Annotated in this window: 17 protein-coding genes; 9 read left to right on the top strand and 8 right to left on the bottom strand. The window is 57.9% G+C overall.

Annotation, left to right across the window (positions count from 1 at the left end; translation table 11 throughout):
* Nucleotides 1-270: 270 nt before the first annotated feature.
* Genes B5D52_RS12670 through B5D52_RS12660 form a run of 3 tightly spaced genes read right to left on the bottom strand, consistent with a single transcriptional unit; the run spans nt 271 to nt 3,623 of the window.
* Nucleotides 271-1,008 carry a GltB/FmdC/FwdC-like GXGXG domain-containing protein gene (locus B5D52_RS12670; protein WP_016149265.1) on the bottom strand — a complete coding sequence of 246 codons (738 nt, stop codon included), beginning with the start codon at nt 1,006-1,008 and terminating at the stop codon, nt 271-273.
* Nucleotides 1,009-1,021: 13 nt separating this feature from the next.
* A complete protein-coding gene (locus B5D52_RS12665) occupies nt 1,022-2,527 on the bottom strand; it encodes a glutamate synthase-related protein (protein WP_016149264.1) in 1,506 nt (501 codons plus the stop codon).
* Nucleotide 2,528: 1 nt separating this feature from the next.
* Nucleotides 2,529-3,623 (bottom strand): class II glutamine amidotransferase, encoded by a 1,095-nt coding sequence (locus B5D52_RS12660; protein ID WP_016149263.1) that lies wholly within the window; start codon nt 3,621-3,623, stop codon nt 2,529-2,531.
* A 408-nt stretch (nt 3,624-4,031) separates the two neighbouring features.
* On the opposite strand from B5D52_RS12660, the gene B5D52_RS12655 reads away from it, so the two are divergent.
* Both B5D52_RS12655 and B5D52_RS12650 read left to right on the top strand, forming a co-directional pair.
* A complete protein-coding gene (locus B5D52_RS12655) occupies nt 4,032-6,110 on the top strand; it encodes a glutamine synthetase III family protein (protein ID WP_016149262.1) in 2,079 nt (692 codons plus the stop codon).
* 167 nt (nt 6,111-6,277) lie between these two features.
* Nucleotides 6,278-8,002 (top strand): ammonium transporter, encoded by a 1,725-nt coding sequence (locus tag B5D52_RS12650; RefSeq protein WP_016149261.1) that lies wholly within the window; start codon nt 6,278-6,280, stop codon nt 8,000-8,002.
* An 88-nt stretch (nt 8,003-8,090) separates the two neighbouring features.
* On the opposite strand, the gene B5D52_RS12645 is transcribed toward B5D52_RS12650, so the two are convergent.
* Nucleotides 8,091-9,479, bottom strand: coding sequence for an MATE family efflux transporter (locus B5D52_RS12645; protein ID WP_016149260.1), 1,389 nt, complete (start codon nt 9,477-9,479; stop codon nt 8,091-8,093).
* Nucleotides 9,480-9,614: 135 nt separating this feature from the next.
* On the opposite strand from B5D52_RS12645, the gene B5D52_RS12640 reads away from it, so the two are divergent.
* Both B5D52_RS12640 and B5D52_RS12635 read left to right on the top strand, forming a co-directional pair.
* Complete coding sequence (locus tag B5D52_RS12640) at nt 9,615-10,622, top strand: BRCT domain-containing protein (protein ID WP_016149259.1); 1,008 nt, start codon at nt 9,615-9,617, stop codon at nt 10,620-10,622.
* Nucleotides 10,623-10,701: 79 nt separating this feature from the next.
* Nucleotides 10,702-11,526 (top strand): undecaprenyl-diphosphate phosphatase, encoded by an 825-nt coding sequence (locus B5D52_RS12635; protein ID WP_016149258.1) that lies wholly within the window; start codon nt 10,702-10,704, stop codon nt 11,524-11,526.
* A gap of 459 nt (nt 11,527-11,985) precedes the next feature.
* On the opposite strand, the gene B5D52_RS12630 is transcribed toward B5D52_RS12635, so the two are convergent.
* Together B5D52_RS12630 and B5D52_RS12625 are read right to left on the bottom strand one after the other, a co-directional pair.
* The gene (locus B5D52_RS12630; protein WP_016149257.1) at nt 11,986-12,978 is read right to left on the bottom strand and encodes a ParB/RepB/Spo0J family partition protein; all 993 of its coding nucleotides are present in this window, start codon (nt 12,976-12,978) and stop codon (nt 11,986-11,988) included.
* A gap of 3 nt (nt 12,979-12,981) precedes the next feature.
* A complete protein-coding gene (locus B5D52_RS12625; protein ID WP_016149256.1) occupies nt 12,982-13,857 on the bottom strand; it encodes a ParA family protein in 876 nt (291 codons plus the stop codon).
* A gap of 894 nt (nt 13,858-14,751) precedes the next feature.
* Between B5D52_RS12625 and B5D52_RS12620 the strand changes: the two genes are divergently transcribed.
* Both B5D52_RS12620 and B5D52_RS12615 read left to right on the top strand, forming a co-directional pair.
* Nucleotides 14,752-15,834 carry a hypothetical protein gene (locus B5D52_RS12620; protein WP_016149255.1) on the top strand — a complete coding sequence of 361 codons (1,083 nt, stop codon included), beginning with the start codon at nt 14,752-14,754 and terminating at the stop codon, nt 15,832-15,834.
* A gap of 794 nt (nt 15,835-16,628) precedes the next feature.
* Nucleotides 16,629-18,413 (top strand): DnaB-like helicase C-terminal domain-containing protein, encoded by a 1,785-nt coding sequence (locus B5D52_RS12615; protein ID WP_016149254.1) that lies wholly within the window; start codon nt 16,629-16,631, stop codon nt 18,411-18,413.
* A 39-nt stretch (nt 18,414-18,452) separates the two neighbouring features.
* Here the strand turns inward: B5D52_RS12615 and B5D52_RS12610 are convergent, their stop codons facing one another.
* A complete protein-coding gene (locus B5D52_RS12610; RefSeq protein ID WP_016149253.1) occupies nt 18,453-19,070 on the bottom strand; it encodes an FHA domain-containing protein in 618 nt (205 codons plus the stop codon).
* Between the two features lie 166 nt (nt 19,071-19,236).
* Nucleotides 19,237-19,587: a P-II family nitrogen regulator gene (locus tag B5D52_RS12605; protein ID WP_016149252.1), complete on the bottom strand. Its 351-nt coding sequence runs from the start codon at nt 19,585-19,587 to the stop codon at nt 19,237-19,239.
* A 272-nt stretch (nt 19,588-19,859) separates the two neighbouring features.
* Between B5D52_RS12605 and B5D52_RS12600 the strand changes: the two genes are divergently transcribed.
* Genes B5D52_RS12600 through B5D52_RS16575 form a run of 3 tightly spaced genes read left to right on the top strand, consistent with a single transcriptional unit; the run spans nt 19,860 to nt 21,857 of the window.
* Nucleotides 19,860-20,186: a (2Fe-2S)-binding protein gene (locus B5D52_RS12600; RefSeq protein WP_016149251.1), complete on the top strand. Its 327-nt coding sequence runs from the start codon at nt 19,860-19,862 to the stop codon at nt 20,184-20,186.
* A complete protein-coding gene (locus B5D52_RS12595) occupies nt 20,183-21,304 on the top strand; it encodes an NAD(P)/FAD-dependent oxidoreductase (RefSeq protein WP_016149250.1) in 1,122 nt (373 codons plus the stop codon). Before B5D52_RS12600 ends, B5D52_RS12595 begins: the two co-directional genes overlap by 4 nt.
* 25 nt (nt 21,305-21,329) lie before the next feature.
* Complete coding sequence (locus tag B5D52_RS16575) at nt 21,330-21,857, top strand: ATP-binding protein (RefSeq protein ID WP_242825671.1); 528 nt, start codon at nt 21,330-21,332, stop codon at nt 21,855-21,857.
* The last annotated feature ends 9 nt before the right edge of the window (nt 21,858-21,866 follow it).

Here is a 21,866-nt window from a genome sequence, read left to right as displayed (position 1 = left end):
TCCCTTAATTTTGACTTTTCTAGTATATCACACTTTTTTCAGTTTGAAAACGCCCTTTTTACAGTTTTTTGCCTCGTTCGCGTACAATATGGAAAAGTGTCCTTGTCAGAAAGACAAAAACAGGTATCCGCATCGGGTGGAATCTGTCCGGACAAGGGCGGTCTGCACGCCGGATTTTGTACCCAATATTGTGCACACAAAAAGGCCGGTGTCTGCACAAACACCGGTCTTTTCTCGGTTATTTTTCGGATTTTTCCAGACAAATCAGCATCAAATCACGCTGGTGTACATGCGGTGGTATCCCTTCTCCGGGTTAGGGCTGAGCACGAAATACTGTGCGCCCAGCAGAGTCTCGGGGTCACCGCCAAATTTTTCGCAATACGCCTCGACATGCGGCCGCATTTCCGCCCGGTCGACCTCGGTGCACGCATGCACACACACCTGTTCGGGCAATCCCTCGGGTTTGCGGTCACAGCGCAAAATGATTTTTCCGCCGTGCATACCGGTTCCGCAGAAGAATCCGGCCGGATATTTGCCGTCCAGACCGATGCCGAGCACCACAATCAGGCCGCCGGCGAGGTATTCACCCAAAAAAGAGCCTGCACCCGCGCCAATGACCAAAACCGGCTCGTGATTCTCGTAAGCCTTCATGTGGATGCCTGCGCGGTAGCCCACATCGTCACGGATGAGAATGCGTCCTCCACGCATTCCGTAGCCCGCCGCGTCGCCGCACCGGCCATGTACCACGATCTCACCGGCGTTCATGGTGTCGCCGGTGGCCTCCTGCGCCGAGCCGAACACCTCAATCGTGCCGCCGCTCAGGTACTGCCCGAGACCGTTGCCCGGGGTACCGTACAGGGTCAGGTTTTTGTCCTGCATCGCGCAGCCCAGGTACCGCTGTCCCATCACGCCGCGCACGGTGATTTCGCTCGCGCCCTGTGCGCGTAAACTGTCGTTTAATGCCTTATAATCCATGCCAGCGGCCTGCATTTCAATCGTTTTGTGCATTGTTCTGCCCCCTTTACTCGCCCGCGTGCTTGACGCCGAGCACGCGCAGTTCGGCTTCGGTCAGACCCAGACCGCGCAGCATCAGACGATTGCCGCGCAGCGCCTCGACCGCGTTGATGCCCATGCCGCCCATGATCTCCTGCAGCTCGTGATCCCATGCCGTGACCAGGTTGATAAGTCTCCGTGCGGCCTCATCGGGGTCTAAGCGTGCGACCAGATCGGGGCGCTGGGTGGCAATGCCCCAGTTGCACTTGCCCTGCTGGCAGCTGCGGCACAGATGACAGCCCATGGCGAGCAAAGCCGCCGTGCCGATGTACACCGCGTCCGCGCCGAGCGCGATGGCCTTGACCAGATCGGCCGAGCTGCGGATGGAACCGCCCACGATCAGAGAGACCTCGTCGCGGATGCCCTCCTCGCGCAGTCGGGTATCGACCGCGGCGAGTGCAAGCTCGATCGGAATGCCCACGTTGTCGCGGATGCGTGCCGGGGCTGCGCCCGTACCGCCGCGCCAGCCGTCGATCGCGATGATATCCGCACCCGACCGGGCAATGCCCGAGGCGATGGCCGCGACGTTGTGCACGGCTGCCACCTTGACAATGATGGGCTTGCGGTAGCCGGTGGCCTCCTTGAGCGAGAACACCAGCTGTCTCAGATCCTCGATGGAATAGATATCGTGATGGGGCGCGGGCGAGATCGCGTCGGTACCCTCGGGAATCATGCGGGTTTTGGAGATGTCCGGACCGACCTTGATGCCCGGCAGATGGCCGCCGATGCCCGGCTTTGCGCCCTGTCCCATCTTGATCTCAATGGCTGCACCCGTGCTGAGGTAGTCGGTGTGCACGCCGAAACGACCGGACGCGACCTGCACGATGGTATTGTCACCGTAGGCGTAAAAGTCCTCGTGCAGACCGCCCTCGCCGGTGTTGTAGTAGATGCCCAGTTCCTGCGCAGCGCGCGCGAGCGCTGCATGAGCGTTGTAGGAGATCGAGCCGTAGCTCATAGCCGAAAACAGGATGGGCTTGCGCAGGGCGAGCTGCGGGGTCTGGTTGGGAATCAGCTTGCCGTCCGGCCCGCGCAGGATGCTGCCCGGCTTCTTGCCCAGAAAAACGCGGGTCTCCATCGGCTCGCGCAGCGGGTCGATGGGGGGATTGGTGACCTGAGAAGCGTTGAGCAGCAGTTTGTCCCAGTAGATCGGGCCGGGCTGCGGATTGCCCATAGACGCGAGCAGCACGCCGCCGGTCTGCGCCTGCTGGTAGACCTCGCGCATGGCGTCGCCCGTCCAGTTTGCGTTCACTTTATAGGTATTGTCGGTGCGCACGATCTTGAGCGCACGGGTCGGGCAGACCGCGACGCAGCGCTGACAGTTGACGCACTTGCTGTCGTCGGCGGTCAGTACGCCGAGCTTTTCATTGAATGCGTGCACTTCGTTTGCGCACTCACGCACGCACAGCTTGCACTTTACACACCGTGCCGGGTCGCGTGCGACCTCATAGAGCGGAAAAAATTCCCGAATGTTCATCTTATTGTGCGCTCCTTTCGTTCAGTGTCACAATGACCGGCTCGCCGCCGCGCGGCGCATACAGACGGTCGAGGTCGGGTGCGATGGTGCGGATGGCGCTCTCCTCGGATGCGAGGTAGACCGTGTCGCCCTGCTCGCCGACCACCAGCGAGCGCAGTTTGAGGCGGTCGTTCAGCGCCATCAGGCCGCCGTCAAAGCCGACCATGATGGAGAACGGGCCGGTGATGAGCAGGCTGGAAAAGGCATTGCGCAGATAGGTGTAATACTTCTTCTGCTCCTCGTCCATGCGCTCGATGGTCTGCCAGAAGGGTGCGGCGATGACGTGGGCGATCTCCTCATGCGTCATGCCCAGCTTACGACCCAGATAGTCGACAATATAGGTGATGACCTCGGTGTCGGTCTGCAAGTTGCACTTGTAGCCAAACATCTCAATCGCGCGGCGGTTGGCGTCATAGGACGAGATTTCACCGTTGTGCACGACCGTGGTGTCGAGCAGCGCGAAGGGATGGGCGCCGCCCCACCAGCCCGGGGTGTTGGTCGGATAGCGTCCGTGACAGGTCCAGCAATACGCCTTGTACTCTTCCAGACGGTAGAACGCGCCCACGTCCTCGGGATAGCCCACCGCCTTGAACACGCCCATGTTCTTACCCGACGAGAAGATATACGCGCCGTCGATCTGGTCGTTGACCCGGATGACGCAGCGTGCGACGTACTCGCGCTCGTCGAGCTGGGATGCTTCCAGCTTGACATGCAGCGGACGTACAAAGTAGCGCCAGATCATCGGTTCGTCCACGATGCGCGGATGGCGGCGGGTGGGGATCTTGGACAGGTTTACAATATCAAAGTGCCGGTCTAAGAACGCTTCGCACGCGACCCGCGCTTCCTGCGTGTCAAAGAAGACGTGCAGGGCGTAATAATCTTTGTATTCGGGGTAGATGCCGTAACCGGCGAAGCCGCCGCCCAGACCGTTCGAGCGGTCATGCATGACCTTGATCGACTGCATAATGCGTGTGCCGTCCTCGCGTGTGCCGTCCCGGTGAAAAATACCCGAGATCGCGCAGCCCGCCGGGATACGTACCTGACCTTCCCTCAGCATAGCGTATGTCCTCCTTCTGTGCTCCATAGATCAAAAAAAGACGCCCGCACAGCCTTGACCCAAACCCCTGCGGGCGTGCGGTCAGACCGTGCGGACGTCGTTGTCCTCTTGCTCCTATTGTATGCACCCAAAATGCCCGCGTCAAGCGGAAAATGCAGGGTATTTCCCACTTTCTTGCAATTTGTACAGAAATCCCTGTCCTCGTTTGTCCTTTTGCTGTTTATTTCGTAAAAGTGCGAATCAGGCCGAAAAGTTTTTGCGTTTTGCGCTTGACAGCGGTTACACGACGGGCTATAATGGGCAGCGTAAACAGCAAAGGCGCTGCCGGTCAAAACGACCCGCGGCGCCTTTTTCGCGTATTTGCAGGAATGACACCGGCAGCTCTCACATGATAGGAGGCTTATTCTTATGAACCATCCAGTCCCTGAATTATTCGGCAGCATGGTCTTCGGTGACGCAGCCATGAAGGAACGCCTGCCAAAAGCAGTATATCAGTCGCTCCAGCAGACCATCCGCGAGGGCTCTCCCCTCGACCCGGCGGTCGCTGACGTGGTCGCAAACGCGATGAAGGATTGGGCGCTGTCCAAGGGCGCGACCCACTTCACCCACTGGTTCCAGCCCATGACCGGCATCACGGCCGAAAAGCACGACTCCTTCCTGACCCCGGCTGACGGCGGCGCGGCGCTGATGGAGTTTTCGGGCAAGGAGCTCATCAAGGGCGAACCGGATGCCTCCTCGTTCCCGTCGGGCGGTCTGCGTGCCACCTTCGAGGCACGCGGCTACACCGCTTGGGACCCGACTTCCTACGCATTCATCAAGGACGACACGCTGTGCATCCCGACTGCGTTCTGCTCGTACACCGGCGAGGTGCTGGACAAAAAGACCCCGCTGCTGCGCTCGATGGACGCAATCTCGCGCGAGGCCTGCCGCCTGTTGAAGCTGCTCGGCAAGGACTGCAAGCGCGTGACCACCACGGTCGGCCCCGAGCAGGAATATTTCCTCATCAATAAAGAGGACTACGCCAAGCGCCGCGACCTGATTCTGACCGGACGCACGCTGTTCGGCGCACCTGCACCCAAGGGTCAGGAGCTGGAAGACCACTATTTCGGCACCATCCGCCCGCGTGTCAAGGCGTTCATGGACGATCTCGACCAGGAGCTGTGGAAGGTCGGCGTATACGCCAAGACCGAGCACAACGAGGTCGCACCGGCACAGCACGAGATGGCGCCCATCTTCGAAACGACCAACATCGCCACCGATCACAACCAGCTGACCATGGAGCTCATGCGCAAGGTTGCCGATCGTCACGGCTTTGTCTGCCTGCTGCATGAAAAGCCGTTCGACGGCGTCAACGGTTCGGGCAAGCACAATAACTGGTCGATCTCGACCGACTCCGGCGAGAACCTGCTCGACCCGGGCAAGACCCCGGCCGAAAATCGTCAGTTCCTGCTGTTTTTGACCGCGGTCATCAAGGCGGTCGACGAGTATCAGGATTTGCTGCGCATCTCGGTTGCCTCCGCGGGCAACGATCACCGTCTGGGTGCAAACGAAGCGCCCCCGGCTATCCTGTCGGTCTTTGTGGGCGACGAGCTGGGCGGCATCCTGCACGCCATCGAGGAAGGACGCGACTACGCCGCCGCCGAGGCCACCAAGATGACCGGCGCGTCGGTTCTGCCGCCCATCTCCAAGGACACCACCGACCGCAACCGCACGTCCCCCTTCGCCTTCACCGGCAACAAGTTCGAGTTCCGTATGCTGGGCTCGGCCATGAACATTGCGTGTGCAAACATCATGCTCAACACCGCGGTTGCCGAATCCCTGCGCCAGTTTGCCGACGAGCTTGAGCAGGCTGACGATCTGGCAGCGGCCAGCGCCCTGCTCATCAAGCGCGAAATCACCGCGCACAAGCGCATTCTGTTCAACGGCAACGGCTACGACGACGCTTGGGTCACCGAAGCCGAGGCGCGCGGCCTGTCCAACCTGCGCTCGACGCCCGAAGCCCTGCCCCACTACACCGACCAGAAAAACGTCGATCTGTTCGTCCGCCACGGGGTCTACACCCCGGCTGAAATGGCATCCCGTCAGGAAATTCAGCTGGAAGAGTACGCCAAGACCTTGGCGATCGAGGCGCTGACCATGGTAGACATGATTCGCCGCGACATTCTGCCCGCCTGCGTATCCTATGTGCATGAGCTGTCCGACACGGCAGCTTCCAAGCAGACCATCGGCGTGGACAACACGACCGAAGTCACGCTCGCGCGCACGCTGTCGGCTGCGACTGCCGATCTGCTGACCCACGTCACCGCTCTGGAAAACGCCCTGCACTGTGTACCCGACACCGACGCTGCCGGTACGGCGATGTACTACCACGACGCCGTGCTTGCCGCGATGGAAGCCGCACGCGCAGACGCCGACAAGCTGGAATCCATGGTACCCAAGACCCGCTGGCCCATGCCGACGTACAGCGACCTGTTATTCTACGTCTGATTTCATCTTTTTTTCACGCTCATATCCATTTCTCTTTATCTTTTTTCCCCTGCACAATGGTGTGCACCGTGCAAAAGCGTCCTCACACTCCGGACGCGCACGGTGTGCACCATTCTTTTTTTCGTCTCACAAAAAAATAAACATACATCATTGGGAGGGAACCAACCATGAACGACATCACCGCACTGGGCAATGCCCTGAATGTCGGCTGGATTCTGTTGGGCGCAGCGCTGGTCTTCTTTATGCAGGCCGGTTTTGCCATGGTAGAGACCGGCTTCACCCGTGCAAAGAATGCGGGCAACATCATTATGAAAAACCTGATGGACTTTTCGCTGGGCACGCCGATTTTCTGGATTTTCGGCTTCGGCCTGATGTTCGGCGGCACGGGCGCACTGATCGGCGGCATTGACCTGTTCACGACCGGCGGCGACGGCGGCTGGGCAACGCTCATTTTCCAGACCGTCTTCTGTGCGACCGCTGCGACCATCGTGTCCGGCTCCATGGCCGAGCGCACCAAGTTTTCGGCCTACTGCATTTACTCTATGCTGATTTCTGCCATCGTCTACCCGGTCAGCGGCCATTGGATCTGGGGCGGCGGCTGGCTGGCACAGCTGGGCTTCCATGATTTCGCCGGTTCCTGTGCCGTCCACATGGTCGGCGGTACGGCAGCTTTCATCGGCGCCAAGATTCTTGGACCCCGTATCGGCAAGTATACCAAGGACGGCAAGGCACGCGCCATTCCTGGCCACTCGCTGACGCTGGGCGCACTGGGCGTGTTCATCCTGTGGTTCTGCTGGTTCGGCTTTAACGGCTGCTCGACGGTCGCTCTGACCGACGGCGCGGCAGACGTTGCAGCCCGCGTTTTCGTCACCACCAACCTTGCGGCTGCCGTCGCAACCGTCACCGTTATGTGCATCACCTGGGTGCGCTACAAGAAGCCTGACGTTTCCATGACCTTAAACGGCTCGCTTGCCGGTCTGGTCGCCATCACCGCCGGCTGTGACGCGGTCACCCCGGTCGGCGCAGCCATCATCGGCATCATTGCCGGTTTCGTGGTTGTCTTTGGCATTGAGTTTGTCGACCAGAAGCTCAGAGTCGACGACCCGGTCGGTGCAGTCGGCGTGCACGGTCTGTGCGGCCTGACCGGCACCCTGCTGACCGGCGTATTCGCCTACTACCTGACCGACGACCTCGGTCAGCCGCTCGGCCTGCTGTACGGCGGCGGCGTGCACTTCCTGGGCGTACAGGTACTCGGTATCGTGTCCGTACTGGCTTGGGTCGGCGTGACCATGGTCATCATCTTCCAGGCCATCAAGCACACCATCGGCCTGCGCGTCACCGAAGCCGAAGAGATTTCCGGTCTGGACCTGCCCGAACACGGTCTGACCTCGGCTTACGCCGACTTCATGCCCGTACCGGCCACCGTTCTGGGCACCCGTGCGGGTGAGGCTGCCGCTCTGGCCAATCAGACCACCGCGGCACCGGCTGCGGCTGTCCCGGTCACCCGCGTACAGACCGAACAGACAGAGGGCAAGCCGACCGCCATTCACAAGGTGGTCATCATCACCAATCAGTCGCGCTTTGAGGCGCTCAAGAACGCCATGAACGCAATCGGCGTGACCGGTATGACGGTCATCCAGGCGGCTGGCTGCGGCATGCAGAAGGGCGCACCCGAGTATTACCGCGGCGTTCCGGTCGAAGCCACCCTGCTGCCCAAGGTCAAGCTGGAACTCGTTGTCTCTGCTGTTCCGGTTGAGACCGTCGTCGAGGCTGCCCGCCGTGCGCTGTACACCGGTCACATTGGTGATGGCAAGATCTTCGTCTATGACGTTGCCGACGTCATCAAGATTCGCACGGGCGAGACCGGTTATGATGCCTTGCAGGACGACTAAACCTTGCTCATTTTCCTTTCTCCATAGATCGATGTCCCGGACATCAAAAGAGCGAAGCTGCTTGCATGCGGCTTCGCTCTTTGGCTTTTTATGCGGTTTTTTGCTGCGCCTGTTCGAGCGCGTGGATTTTGCGGAACTCGAGCGCGATTAAAATTGCGGTTGCGACGAAGGCGGCAAAGTCCGCGACCGGACCGGCGAACAGGATGCCGTCCAGACCGAAGAACAGCGGCAGCAGGAGCACGGCGGGAATGAGGAAGATGACCTGTCGGGTCAGCGACAGCACCGCGCCCTTGACGGGCTTACCGATGGCCGAGAAGAAGTTCGAGGAGATGAGCTGCACGCCGTTGACCAGCACCATAAACAGGAAAATGCGCATAAAGTGCACGGCGAACTCGTAATAGAGCGCGTCACCCGTACCAAACAGGGCAATGATGGGCTTGGGGAAGAACTGAAACAGGATGAAGCCCACGAGGGAGACCACCAGATTGCAGGAGATGGCCAGCTTGTAGATGCCGCGCACGCGGGCGTACTGCTGGGCACCGTAGTTAAAGCCGATGATGGGCTGCGAGCCCTGCGAGATGCCGATGATGATAGCGAGCAGGATGGCGTTTGTCTTCATGACGATGCCGCAAGCGGCTAAGGGGATATCCGAGCCGTAGGGCGACTGTGCGCCGTAATAAATCAGCGAGTTGTTAATGACGATCTGCACGAAGGTCAGCGCGACCTGATTTAAGCTGCTGCTCATGCCGAGAGACGCGATCTTGCGGCAGATGGCGGGCTTGAGGCCGAAGTGATGACGGGTCAGACGGACGTGACGGAAATAGCGCAGGTAACCCACCGCCATGATGCAGGATGCCAGCTGACCGATGACGGTTGCGGCTGCCGCACCGGCAACGCCCCACTTGCAGACAAAGATGAAAATGGGGTCTAAGATGGTGTTGATGACCGCGCCCAGCAGCATGCAGGTCATGGAGTATTTGGGGCTGCCGTCAGCGCGTGCCAGATTGCTCATGCCGTTTGTCAGGATGAGCAGCGGCATACCGACTGCGGTGATGCGTGTATATTCCTGTGCATAGGGCAGCACGTCGGCGGTCGCGCCGAAGGCGTGCAGCAGCGGATTTAAGAAAATCTCGATGATGATGACATAGAGCACGCCGAGCGCGACCATCATGCACACAGCGGTTCCGACCGTCTGCGCCGCGTCGTCGGGCTGGCCTGCGCCCAGTTTGAGCGAGAAGCGCGAGGCACTACCGATGCCGATGAGCAGGGCGATGGCAAGACAGATGGTCGTGAGCGGATAGGCGACGTTTGTCGCGGCGTTTCCGAGGTATCCCACGCCCTGACCGATGAAAATTTGGTCAACGATGTTGTAGAGCGAGCTGACCAGCATGGCAATAACGCTCGGGACGGCGTAGGTGCGCAGCAGGCGGGACAGTTTCTCGTAGCCCAAGGGATTTTTTTGTACAGATGCGTCCATGATTTCCTCCTTTTGGTACGCGGACAGGTTTTTTCTCCCATATATCATACCATAATCGCGGTTTTGCGACAAGCGCGCATGCTTGACCGCGCCCGAGAAAGACGGGTATAATGAAGAAAAAAAGGGGGTTTTTGCATGCAGACCGAGATTCGCGCACGCACGCGCATACAGTTTATAAACCCCATTTTGTCCGATTGCCTCCGGCGGCACGCGGCGCTGTTTCAATATGCGGGCATCGAGCCGGAGTTCGACCCGGAAGGGTGCTTTTTCACCGTCCGCGACGACCTCTTTCCCATGCCGCACACCCTGTCCGACTTTGCGCCCTGCCTTGTGCGCTTTCTGGCCGGGTACAACGACCGCGCAGACGCTGCCGCCCTGCGCGACCGGCTGCGCGCACAGGGTGCAGAACTGACCGCTGCTTACACCGCGCTGTCCATCGACCAGCAGGCAGTCCTGACCGGGACGTATGCCGCGCGATGGAACACCCGACCGACCAGCTACGCTAAGGACTACTACGCTGCGCTCGTGCGGCGCATCGCAGAGCGCGACGGCCTGCCGCTCGAAGCGGTCACCCTCGACCACTTCGCCTATGCCGTGCGCACCATCCCGGCGCGGGTGTCGGCTATCTTCAATTTTGATGGGACACAGTCCACTTACTTGCGCACCTATCGCCTGCGCGGTTTTGAAACCGATGCCGACCCGCTGGTCTTGCGCGTGACCGTGACCTACGACGACCGGAACCAGCCCCGGCAGGCCGTAACCTACGACGCGCGTACCCGGCCCACCGCGCACCGCTCGATGGGCACAGACTTTGCCCGGCAGCTTGGGCCGAAGCCACGGACTGTGGACTTTGCGGGCAAACACTTCGTGCTCACCGGCGGCGACAAACCAACCATGACGCGGGTGATTCAGTCGCGCGGCGGCATCGTGCACCCGAGCGCGGTCAAGATCACCGACTACCTCATTATCGGTGATGACGTGCGCCGGGAGACGGCCAAAATCGCCCGGGTTAAAGAGTTAAACGCCACGCGAGCGCAGCCCGTGACCGCACTCTGGGAACACGAATTCTGGCAGCTGTGCGCGGCCTGTCCGCCGACCGATCAAGACGGTCAAAACGTTCCGGAAAATCCCGATACGCCTTGACCGCCCCCTTGCAACCTGATACAATGTCTTTATTATCGATTTTTAACGTAAACTAACAGAGAGGACGTGAATCAAACACGTGATCGAAATTTTAAAAACGATTCTGTTCGGCATCGTCGAGGGCATCACCGAATGGCTGCCCATCAGCAGTACCGGACACATGATTCTGCTCGATGAATTTGTCAAGCTGGACGTGAGTGAAGCCTTTTGGGATCTGTTCCTGGTCATCATCCAGCTGGGCGCGATCCTGGCCGTCGTTCTGATCTACTGGGATAAGATTTTCCCCTTCCGCGTGCGCGGACGCTGGGGTGTTGACCGCCAGAAAATGAACATGTGGGGCAAGATTCTGGTCGCCTCCATTCCCGCCGGTGTCATCGGCATCCTGTTCGACGATCTCTTCACGGCCTGGTTCTATAACTATCAGACGGTCGCCATCATGCTGATTCTGTTCGGCGTGCTGTTCATCGTCATCGAAAACCGCAACCGCAATTCGGTTCCGCGCGTGCGCTCGATCGCATCCATCACCTACCCCACCGCCTTTATGATCGGTGTGTTCCAGCTCATCGCCGCGGTCTTCCCCGGCACTTCGCGCTCGGGTGCAACCATCGTCGGCGCGCTGCTGCTCGGTGTCTCGCGCACCGTCGCCGCAGAGTTTACCTTCTTCCTCGCCATCCCGGCTATGTTCGGCGGCAGCGCGATCAAGCTGCTCAAAGCTGGTTTCCACTTCTCGGCGAGTGAGGTCGGCTTGCTGGTTCTGGGCATGGTCGTCGCGTTCATCGTCTCGATCTTCGCGATTAAGTTCCTGATGAGCTACATCAAGAAACATGACTTTAAGGTCTTTGGTTGGTACCGCATCGTGCTGGGTATCCTGGTATTGCTGTACTTCGCGATTTCCAGTATGTAAAAATGTGTTTGAGGCAGCGTCCGCAAGGGACGCTGCTTTTTTGTAAAGGATAGCACCGCACCCATACTGAAGTTTCGATCAAACCTTTTCAAAGGTTTGCGGGTTCTCAGGGCAGAGCCCTGAGCCGCCCGTCGCAACGGGCGGAATCCCCTCTTTGATTTTCGCTTCTGCGAAAATCAACTAAAAAAGAATCAAAAAGCGCATCCCGCAGGATGCGCAATACTCCGCGCACAAAGTGCGCTCATAAAAAAGACCGTCCAAAAGGACGGTCTTTTTCTTTTGTATGTTTGGGTTGATTCCCGGGTCGGACACCGGGAATCAAAAGGGGATTTCGCGCTCTGCGGAGCGCGACTTGAGGCTCTGCCTCAAGACTCCGCAAGCCTTTCGAGAAAGGCTTGCGCGAAAGCTTCATTTCGCCTGCGGGCGGGTTTCTCACTTTGTCCCGCACCGGGGACGAAGTCATTTCTCCCGGCGCATATCCGGGTGCTGTTCCAGCCATGCTTCGAGTGCATCGACAATGATCGTACTCAAATCCTCATAACAAGCTTCATTAAAGTGACCGGCAACATATTTTCTCGCGTGCAGCATTGCCGTTCTCATACTGCTATCGTAATTCTGTCTCTTACTCTTTTTCTTTCCGGTCACGATCTCGAAGGCGGTATTATCGTCCCAACCGGTCTTTTCCAATTCCACGAGCTGTGCGCCGATGGACTCAGAAATCAGGTGGACATGGGGCAGAATGGTCTTCTGGTGTTCGGGAGTCAGGGCTGCGATCTTCTCACCGGCACGCATGGACAGCTTGCCCTCATCGAGTGCAGGCAGCAGTTCGGGGATGAGCGAGCGCAGCGCGAGGTAGCGGTAGACCTGAGAGCGCGAGGTCTGCACGCCCTTGATGTAAGCGGTCAGGGTATCCTGTGCGCCGAGGTCGGAGCGTGCGCCCTGATTGGAATGGTTTTCCACCACCAGACCCCAACCATAAATCTGGTCACTGATGACGGTCGAGCGGCGCTGGATATTGGTTAGTGCGAAGATGTCCAGCGCTTCGCTGTCCGAGCAATTGCGAATGACACGGGCGGTGATGGTCTTTGCACCGGCGGCACGGGTGACGCGCAGACGCTGCTCACCTGCGATCAGTTCAAAGCGGTCACTGCCCTGCTTCTGGCGTACAATGATCGGCTCAAAGCTGCCGCCGTACTGCCGAAAGGTCGGCACGGCGTTCTGCACTTCCTCATCCGACCAGCGCGAGAAGTCTGACGAACCCTTCATGGAAAACGGGTCGATCAGATCGACCGGGATCTCGTAAAAGTCCTGTGCCGCGGTCAGCTCCCGTCCGCTGCCGCGCACGATGTCCAGAATCTTCTGGTCGCTGCGTCCGGTGTCCAGTGCAGAAATGTCCTCGTCCAAAATGGCATCCATTTCGGCCTCGTCCAACATAAATTTTTTCTTTGCCATCTCTTAACCTCCGAGCAGCTGTAAAATCTCGTCCGTCCACGCGGCGTAGTCCTGCGCCGCGGTCGACGACTTGGCATACGACCAGATGTCCTGTTTGCTGGCCATCGCCTCGGGCACGGCAACGCACTTGCGGATGTGAGTAGAAAAGACGCGGGTATTCATCTTCTTGGCCATGCGCTGCATGAATTTCTCGTAGTGTCGGTGAATGCGCACATTCTCGTACCGGGTGAGCAGGAAGCCCAGAATCTCAATCCGGCGGTTGAAGTCCTGTCGTTCCAGCACGCGGATGGTGTCGTACAGCTCGAGAATTGCTTCGCGCGACGACTCCTCGGCAAAGGCCGGAATGACCACTTTGAGCTCTGGCCAGCACAGCAGGGACAGCGTGGTCAGATAGCCGAGGTCGGGGTTGGAGTCCACGATCACATAGTCAAAGCGATCTTGTTCTGCCATGCGCTTAAGTTCACGCTCTAAACGGTGGGTGTCGTCCTGCATGGGGTCGGTCACCTGCGCATAACGCGCGCGCAGCTGCTCCATGAGGGCGTCCGGGTCGCCGCACAGATTGCGGTATTCCTCGAGCGACAGCAGCGGCGTGCCCGTCCATTGATACATCAGATTGGACGCCGGCGCCAGCGTACCGACATCGGTCTGGACAAAGATGTCCTCGAGGTGCTTGTCCCCCTTGAGCACGTCGTACATGCTTGGTTGCTCACTGCCGCGCGGAATGGGTGCGCCGCAGATAATGTCCAGATTGCGCTGCGGGTCCATGGATACCAATAACACACGTTTTTTGTGTACCTGGGTCAAAATCGAGGCCAACGCCGCCGCCGAAGTCGTCTTGCCAACGCCGCCCTTCTGTAAAATAAATAACAGCACTTCCATTGTCTTTGACTCCTCTGTCCTGCCGTCTTTTATGTTTTCGAAATCATACGTTTTGTGCGGTGATTTTCTCTTTTGATTGTAGCATGATTTCCAAATACTGTCCAGCACGCTTTCAGTCGAATGACTGGAGTTTCTGCCGATGATTCCCGCAGATGGACTTCGTCCCACGTGCGGGACGAAGTGCTCCCCTCCCGCCCGCAGGCGAAATGAAGTTTGGATCAAACCTTTTCAAAGGTTTGCGGGTTCTCAGGGCAGAGCCCTGAGTCGCATCCCGCAGGATGCGAAACTCCCCTCTTGATTCCGGTCAAAGACCGGAATCAACTAAAAAAGAATAAAAAGCGCGGCCGCAGCCGCGCAACTCCCCTGCGGCCAAAGGCCGCTCATGCAAACCAACCTGCCGGATTGGTTTGCAACCTCGTCCCCGGTGCGGGACGAAGTGCGATGCGGGACAAAGTACATCCGTACTCCGCAAGATCTCGCGCTAAAGACAAAGTGCCGGTAAAGGGGGAACCGTCCCCAAAGGACGGTTCCCTCCATGAGCGCGCCTGGCGCGCAAAGAGTCTTGCCGCCCACTCATTTTATCCGCGCACAGCGCGGAAATAAGGATAGTGACCTACGGGCTGTGGGCGGCGCTTTGAACGAGAGTTTAGTTGATTTTCCCTTGCGGGGGACGGGAAAATCAAAAGGGGATTCCGCCCGTTGCGACGGGCGGCTCAGGGCTCTGCCCTGAGAACCCGCAGCCTTTCGAGAAAGGCTGGCGAAAGCTTCAATAAGGGGTGCGGTGCTGTTTTGGGTTTTGCGCATTTTCGCCTCAAAACCCGCGATTGATTGACAAAAACAGTCGGAAAGATTATACTAGCAATACATCATTGACAGCAAAGGAGAGAATTTCATTTGGATCATCCAACATATACCGACGATGAAGAGCTTGACCTCATCCGACTGGCTGAAATCGACAAATTGATGAGCGATTTTGAGGATCAAGTCGCGGAGACGGTAAAGCTGGAACCGGAAGTCGTCTCCATCAGCTCGGAGCTGCCGGCCAAGGTGTACAAGAGTAATGACAAGATCTCGAACAGTCTGCCCGATCTCATGGGACAGGGACCGCAGGATCTGCGCATCGAGGGACGGGACAGCCCGTATGAAATCACGACCCGCGTGACGCTGTCATGGGAGAGTCTACAAAGCATCTCCAAGGACCTGCAAATGCTGACCGAAGATCAGCGCTTTTCGCTCTTTGACCGTTCGGTGTTTGACGCGGTGTGCTCATTGTTCTACTCGGGCACGGTCTACTTCACCGCCTCGACGGTCTTCAAGACCATGACCGGCAAAGGGCCGGAAGCCAAGGTCACCGAATCGCAGAAAAAGGCGGTCACCGAGAGCATTGAGAAGTGCCGCTACTGCAACATCACGGTAGACTTCTCGCAGGAATCCACATACTATCCCGAGCTTAAAAACATCGGCGGCGATCAGGCCGCGTCGGCATCGTTTTCCGAGAACCTGCTCAACCTGCGCCGCATGACCATTGTGGTCAACGGCAAGAAGGTCGAGGGCTGGAAAATTCTGTCGAAACCTATGCTTTTTGCATACTCTTTATCTAAAAAACAGATCATGTCTTTCAGCTCGCACCTGCTCAACAGTCCGGTATCCAAGAAGGAAGATATCATCGTTATTCAGGACTATCTGCTCCGCCGCATTCAGCAGATGCGCCGCCGCAAGCAGCTGACCAAGCGTTCCGACCGCATCATCCTGATGGACACCATCTACAAGGTGGCCGACATCCCCAAAGAATTCTCGCTGAAGGTCCGACAAAACAAGAAGCGCCGCCTGCGCGACACCATCACCGAGATCCTCAAATACTGGGAAGAGATGGAGTTCATCGGCGGCTTCGAATTCCTCACCCAAAACCGGGAGATCCAGAAAATCCTCATCCTGTTCCCCGGAGAAAATGCAGAAGATTTCAAAGACCCGACCTAAAATCGGGTCTTTTGCCGTTTTTAGAGGTACCATCAAAAATACCTAGTCCCCTTGGACATATGTCTGAGAACGATGACCCATCACTTTTACATATTCGAACATTTGTTCTAGTTTTAAGCATGTTTTTTGCCGGATTTCGCCCCAAAAACAGCCCGATTTTACCCCTGACCCATCAAAAATACCTAGTTCATTTTCGGCCAATCCGTGCAGAAAGCGCCGGTTCGCCTGTCCTGGCATCATTTTTACCTAGTCCCCCGAATTCTCTCAAAAGAACAAACTTTTAGAGCAGTTGAACTAGGTAATTTTGATGCCGAACTAGGTATTTTTGATGGGTGGACTAGGTATTTTTGATGGTATAACTAGGTAAAAGTGATGCCAAAGGCCAAAAATTTACCCTCCAAAATAATTCAGAGAAGCCCCATAAAAATACGATATTACCAAACTATCCCAAAGCATAAGTTCTCAAATCTGCCAATTTTGAAAACCGGAAAAAAACGTATAAGTCTTTATAAGTCTTTATAAGTAATATAAGGCTAAAAAGGGACGAAAAAGGGGAACTAGGTATTTTTGATGGGTGACTAGGTAATTTTGATGCCGACTAGGTAATTCTGATGGGTCACTAGGTAAAAGTAATGGTATCCGGAAAAATAAAAAACCCAGTATAAGTTATAAAAATAGCGTATATATGCAAATTTTCCGGATTTATACGCCTTAAAAATTGCAAAAACCGCCATATTTGACAAAACATTCAAGGGTCTGATATGCTTACAGCGGTGAAAAAGGGGGTGGGCAGCATGGATTACACGACATACGTCCGGGAAAGGTTTGGCGCCGATCTGACCCGGTTGAAAGAACATCTGCCCGATTTCCTGTCGCGAGAAATGGGCATCTCGCCGCACAGGAAATTTCATTGCTTATCCCCCCAACATCAGGACCGGCATCCGTCCATGTCGTACTACGAAGCCGGTCAATGCGTCAAATGTTTTTCCTGTGGCTTTACCGCCGATCTGCTCACGGTGGCAAAGTTGCACTGGGGACTTACCGAGGACGCAGACAGTATTGACCGTTTGCTCTCGCTTTATCCCGATTGCCGGGTGCAAAATTTCCGCGTATCACAAAAAGTAGGCTTTTCACCATATCTGCAATCTCGTGGATTGTCGGAGGATACGCTTAAGTGGGCCGGGGCCTTCGAGACGATGGACGGCAAGCTGGGTCGAGCGGTTGCGCTGCCGTACCATCAGGGGCAGTACATGGCTTATCGGTCGATCGAGAGCAAGACTTTTCGCAAGCCGTCGGGACTGACCGAACCGGTCTGTTTTCCCGAGTGGCTGGACAGCAGCGAGTCGGTTTTTCTGGTTGAAGCTTACATCTGTGCACTGTCGGTGTATCAGTGCGGCGGCAAAGCCATCCCCTGCAACGGTGTGGGATATCGGCAGGTGCTCGACGCATTGGGTGAGCGTCGACCGACTTTTCTGGTGGCATTCGATCACGATGAGCGCGGCGAGCAGGCTGCCAAGCGATTTTGCGAAGAATATGCCGAGATGGGTGGCAAAGCGCGGATTGTCGACCTGTCCGGCGCGTACAAAGACCCAAATGAGCGCTTGATGCATGACCCGGAAGGGCTGAAACAGGCAGTGCAGCAGGCTCTGTCGGGCAGTGCGGATTTGTCGCCGTTTCTGACTTTTCAGCAATATCTCAGCCGTCAGTTTTTTACTGACTTGTCGGCGCGTGCTGATCGTTCGGGTTGTCTGACCGGCTGGGACGGCATCGACCGGCAGCTGGGCGGATTGACACCCGGATTGTACATTCTGGGTGGTGTGCCTTCGGTGGGTAAGACGACTTTTTTGGGACAGATGGCTGTGCATTTGGCCGAACAGGGCGGTTCGGTGTTGTTTTTGTCCTACGAGCAGTCGCCGTTTGAGTTTACCTGCAAGGCGCTTGCGCGGATGTCTTATCGCACGCAGCAAAAGCCTTTTGTCTCGCGGGATTTGGTACACGGTTTTTGTGATGACCGCGTGCGGCAGATGGCGCAGGTGTATGAGCAGAAAATGCTCGATTTGTGTGTGCTCAAAGTGCGGGACACCGCCGAGCAGCTGGGTGAGCGTATCCGGCAGTTTGCAGCCGACCGCGAACACCCGGTGGTCGTGATCGATTACCTGCAATTCATCCCGGGTATGGGCAGCGATCCGCGTCTGAATAACGACCGGGCGCTGCAAATTTTATCGCAGGCGACGGCCGGTCTGGAAGTCATTTTGATCTTGGTTTCCAGCTTTAACCGTTCGTCTTATTTGCTACCGGTGACTTTTGAGTCGTTCAAGGAGTCGGGCAACGTGGAGTATTATGCCGACGGTCTTTGGGGACTGAGTTACTCGATCTTGTCTTCGTCGGTGTTCCAGAAAGATGGTCAGCTGGCCGAAAAGCAGGCAGCGCTCGCCCATGCCAGAGAACAGGCGGTGCGCAAGCTGGATTTCTGCTGTGTCAAGGCACGGCACGGCGGCCTGTTCACGGTTGGACTGGACTATTATGCTGCACACGACTATTTTGCCGAGGCCACGACGGTCAAGCGCAAACGCATTTAAAAACCCCCAAGCCGGTGTTTTGGCTCGGGGGTTTCGTATTCAGCGATAGGAATTTGCAGCTTGCAGGCGCAGGGTGAAGAACAATTCGCCCGCCCAGAAGCGCAGCGTACCGGTATCGCGGTCGATCGGAATGACGACGCCGGGCTGCAAGATGGGCTCTTCCAGATTGCCTGTCCGCTCGTCGATGGGTACGATGCCATTGGTACGCGACAGGTTGCGCACCGAGACTTCTCCGTAAGCGTCGCGGAAGATTTCGAAGTGCTGGCGGCTGATGGTGTCGTTGTCGATCACGCAGTCGCAGTCGCTGCGTGCGCCCACGCACAGCGGCAGATGGTCAACCGGTACATATCGTGCATTGCCGTCGATCTCGGTCGAATAGCACAGCGTGATCTCGGTCGGCTGCGGCGGTCTGCGGGTCGGTCGGATGTAGGCGGTCTGGTCTGCGTCCGGTTTGATACGCTTGGGCGTCGACGGACGGTGTGCCGTTTGTGCCGGTCGGGATGCGCGCTTTTGCGGCTTTTCCTCAGCAAGCTCGCGGGCGAGCAGCCAGTCGATCAGGCGCTGCGGAAATGGTTTTTTGCTCTTGTGATTGCGGCGGCGCGCGATGAGCCATATAATCAGCACGATGACCAGCGCGCCGATGATAAATTTCAGCATAGTTTTGATGCCTCCAAACCTTGTGTCAAATCATTTCCGTCCCCTATTATAGCGGAAAAGACCGATTTTGTCGCGGGCTCTGGACAGATTTTCACGAAAAATTCATGCTTTGCGTGTCAGAGCAATAAAAGACCCGCACCCAGAGCCCTGGGTGCGGGCTGTTTTTTTACAGAGCGGTTTCGCCGCGCTCGCGGGTGCGGATGCGGATGGCATCTTCGACCGGCACGATGAAAATTTTGCCGTCGCCGAAGCGGTCGGTGGCAGCGGCCGTGCAGATCTCGTCAACCAGCGTATCGACCACCGCGTCGGGTACGACCGTGTATACGCGCAGCTTGGCGGCCAGGTGTTCGGGCTCGAGTGCAGGAATCGCGGCAACGTCCTCGATGTCAATCTGCCGCTTACGGCGGCCGCAGCCCTCGACGTTGGACACGCTGAAGCCTGCTGCGTTGTGCCGTCTGAGGACAGCGCATACTGCGTCCAGTTTTTCCCGTCGGATGTAGATGACAAGTCCTTTCATGGGCCTGTGCCTCCTTTTCAGCTTCCTAGATGGCCATTCTGACCCCATTATAGCAAGGCTCCGGCAGGTTGTAAAGCCGGGGCGAGAGATTTGGCCGAAGGGGAGGGTGAGGGGCTTATATTTTTGAAGAAATTTTAGGCTGATAGACTGGAAAAATCCGGGTTATGGGATTATAATGACAGGAGATTCCAAGAGATTTGCCGGAAAAGACGGCGAAAATGTACCGAACGGACGATGCGCGTCCGTTTCAGATAAAGGAGAGAGAGCGACAGATGAGAGTGAGCGAACACCCGATTTTAGGCGCCCTGCCCGAGGCCGAGTCCGTGACCATCTACTTTGATGGTCAGCCCATCCCGGCGCGTGCGGGCGAACCCATCGCGGCCGCCCTGATGAACGCAGGCATCCGTGCCTTTCGCACGACGGCTAAGCGGCACGAGCCGCGCGGTATTTTCTGCGCGATTGGACGGTGCACCGACTGCATGATGATCGTCGATGGCGTGCCCAACACCCGCACCTGCGTGACGCTGGTACGCGACGGCATGCAGGTCGAGACCCAGCACGGTCTTGCCGCCATGCGCACCGAGGAGGACAAGGCATGAGAGAGATCACAACCGATATCGCGGTCATCGGCGCGGGTTCTGCCGGCCTGTCGGCGGCCTATCAGGCGGCCAGCGCGGGCGCAGACGTGCTGGTGATCGACGAAAACCATCTGCCGGGCGGTCAGCTCTTCAAGCAGATTCATAAATTTTTCGGTTCGCGCGCCCATCAGGCAGGCACACGCGGCTTCCAGATCGGACAGGAGCTGCTCGAGCGCGTGCAGAAGAGCGGTGCGCGCGTGTGGCTCGACACGCTGGTTTACGGCATCGAGCGCGACTGCTCGCTCGGTGTCATTCACGACGGTGCGCACTATGTCGTGCGCGCCAAAAAGGTCATCGTGGCCACCGGTGCAAAAGAAAACTACATGGCCTTTCCGGGCTCCACGCTGCCCGGTGTCATGGGCGCGGGCGCTGCGCAGACCATGGTCAACGTCAATCGCGTGCTGCCCGGTAAGCGTGTGGTCATGCTGGGTTCGGGCAACGTCGGCTTGATCGTGTCCTACCAGCTCATGCAGGCGGGTGCCGATGTGGTCGCGCTGGTCGAGGCCGCGCCCGAAATCGGCGGCTACGCCGTGCACGCGGGCAAGCTGCGCCGCGCAGGCGTGCCCATTCTGGTCGGCCACACCATCACGCGCGTGACCGGTGACGGTCAGGTTGAGCGCGTGGAGATTGCGCAGGTAGACAAGCAGTTTAACCCCATCCCGGGCACCGAGCGTGTTTTAGAGGCCGATACCGTGTGTCTTGCGGTCGGACTCAACCCCATGACCGAGCTGGTCTGGATGGCCGGCTGTAAGTTCTGCTTTATCCCGGCGTTTGGCGGCCATGTGCCCATGCACGACGGCAACATGGAGACCACTGTCCCCGGTCTGTACGTCGCGGGTGACGTGACCGGCGTTGAGGAAGCGTCCTCTGCGATGGAAGAGGGCAATCTGGCGGGTGTGTGCGCTGCGCACGCGCTGGGCCTTTTGACCGATGAGCAGGCGGCAGACAAAAAGGCCGAGATCAACGCGCGTCTGGATGCGCTGCGCGCCGGTCTGTTCGGCGAGCGCCGCCGCACGGCCAAGCAGCAGCAGCTTGACGCCATGCAGGCCGAACAAGGAGGGAACGATCATGTGGGGTGACCCGAACAAATTGAGCCGAGATAATTTGCAGAAAGAAGATATCAACCCGGGCGTGCAGTACACCGGCGTACCGTCGCAGGATGAGCTGTCGCGCTGTCCGGGTGTACCGACCGAAACCCGCGTCAAGCTCGGACGCGTGGCCTGCATCGAGTGCGTGCAGGAGATTCCGTGCAATCCGTGTGAAGGACTGTGCAAGTTCGGTGCCATCACAATTGGCGAGCAGATCACCAACCTGCCCCGCCTGCACGAGGATAAGTGCGTGGGCTGTGGGCTGTGCGTGGCTGGCTGTCCGGGTCTGGCCATCACCATCTTGGACCGCTCGTACTCGGACACCGAGGCGACCATTGATTTCCCGTTTGAGTACCTGCCGCTGCCCGCGGTGGGCGATCAGGTGGACGCGGTCGACCGCGCCGGTCAGGTGGTGTGTAAGGGACGCATCGTGCGCGTGCTCAGACCGGCCTCGTATGCGGGCACGGCGGTCATCTGCATGGCCATCCCGCACGAATACATCGACACGGTGCGCAGCATGAAGCGGCTGCCGCGCCGGGACTGAGGAGGCGAA

This window comes from Butyricicoccus pullicaecorum DSM 23266 (genome assembly GCF_900167005.1).
GTDB classification, from domain to species: domain Bacteria; phylum Bacillota; class Clostridia; order Oscillospirales; family Butyricicoccaceae; genus Butyricicoccus; species Butyricicoccus pullicaecorum.
This window is presented reverse-complemented; position numbering and strand designations above follow the sequence as displayed.

What these genes read in the sequence shown, in the direction of transcription:
- B5D52_RS12605 (WP_016149252.1), bottom strand. Translation starts at nt 19,587, where the DNA reads ATGAAAGGACTTGTCATCTACATCCGACGGGAAAAACTGGACGCAGTA.
- B5D52_RS12650 (WP_016149261.1), top strand. Translation starts at nt 6,278, where the DNA reads ATGAACGACATCACCGCACTGGGCAATGCCCTGAATGTCGGCTGGATT.
- B5D52_RS12645 (WP_016149260.1), bottom strand. Translation starts at nt 9,479, where the DNA reads ATGGACGCATCTGTACAAAAAAATCCCTTGGGCTACGAGAAACTGTCC.
- B5D52_RS12610 (WP_016149253.1), bottom strand. Translation starts at nt 19,070, where the DNA reads ATGCTGAAATTTATCATCGGCGCGCTGGTCATCGTGCTGATTATATGG.
- B5D52_RS12600 (WP_016149251.1), top strand. Translation starts at nt 19,860, where the DNA reads ATGAGAGTGAGCGAACACCCGATTTTAGGCGCCCTGCCCGAGGCCGAG.
- B5D52_RS12595 (WP_016149250.1), top strand. Translation starts at nt 20,183, where the DNA reads ATGAGAGAGATCACAACCGATATCGCGGTCATCGGCGCGGGTTCTGCC.
- B5D52_RS12615 (WP_016149254.1), top strand. Translation starts at nt 16,629, where the DNA reads ATGGATTACACGACATACGTCCGGGAAAGGTTTGGCGCCGATCTGACC.
- B5D52_RS12625 (WP_016149256.1), bottom strand. Translation starts at nt 13,857, where the DNA reads ATGGAAGTGCTGTTATTTATTTTACAGAAGGGCGGCGTTGGCAAGACG.
- B5D52_RS12630 (WP_016149257.1), bottom strand. Translation starts at nt 12,978, where the DNA reads ATGGCAAAGAAAAAATTTATGTTGGACGAGGCCGAAATGGATGCCATT.
- B5D52_RS12655 (WP_016149262.1), top strand. Translation starts at nt 4,032, where the DNA reads ATGAACCATCCAGTCCCTGAATTATTCGGCAGCATGGTCTTCGGTGAC.
- B5D52_RS12660 (WP_016149263.1), bottom strand. Translation starts at nt 3,623, where the DNA reads ATGCTGAGGGAAGGTCAGGTACGTATCCCGGCGGGCTGCGCGATCTCG.
- B5D52_RS12665 (WP_016149264.1), bottom strand. Translation starts at nt 2,527, where the DNA reads ATGAACATTCGGGAATTTTTTCCGCTCTATGAGGTCGCACGCGACCCG.
- B5D52_RS12670 (WP_016149265.1), bottom strand. Translation starts at nt 1,008, where the DNA reads ATGCACAAAACGATTGAAATGCAGGCCGCTGGCATGGATTATAAGGCA.
- B5D52_RS12640 (WP_016149259.1), top strand. Translation starts at nt 9,615, where the DNA reads ATGCAGACCGAGATTCGCGCACGCACGCGCATACAGTTTATAAACCCC.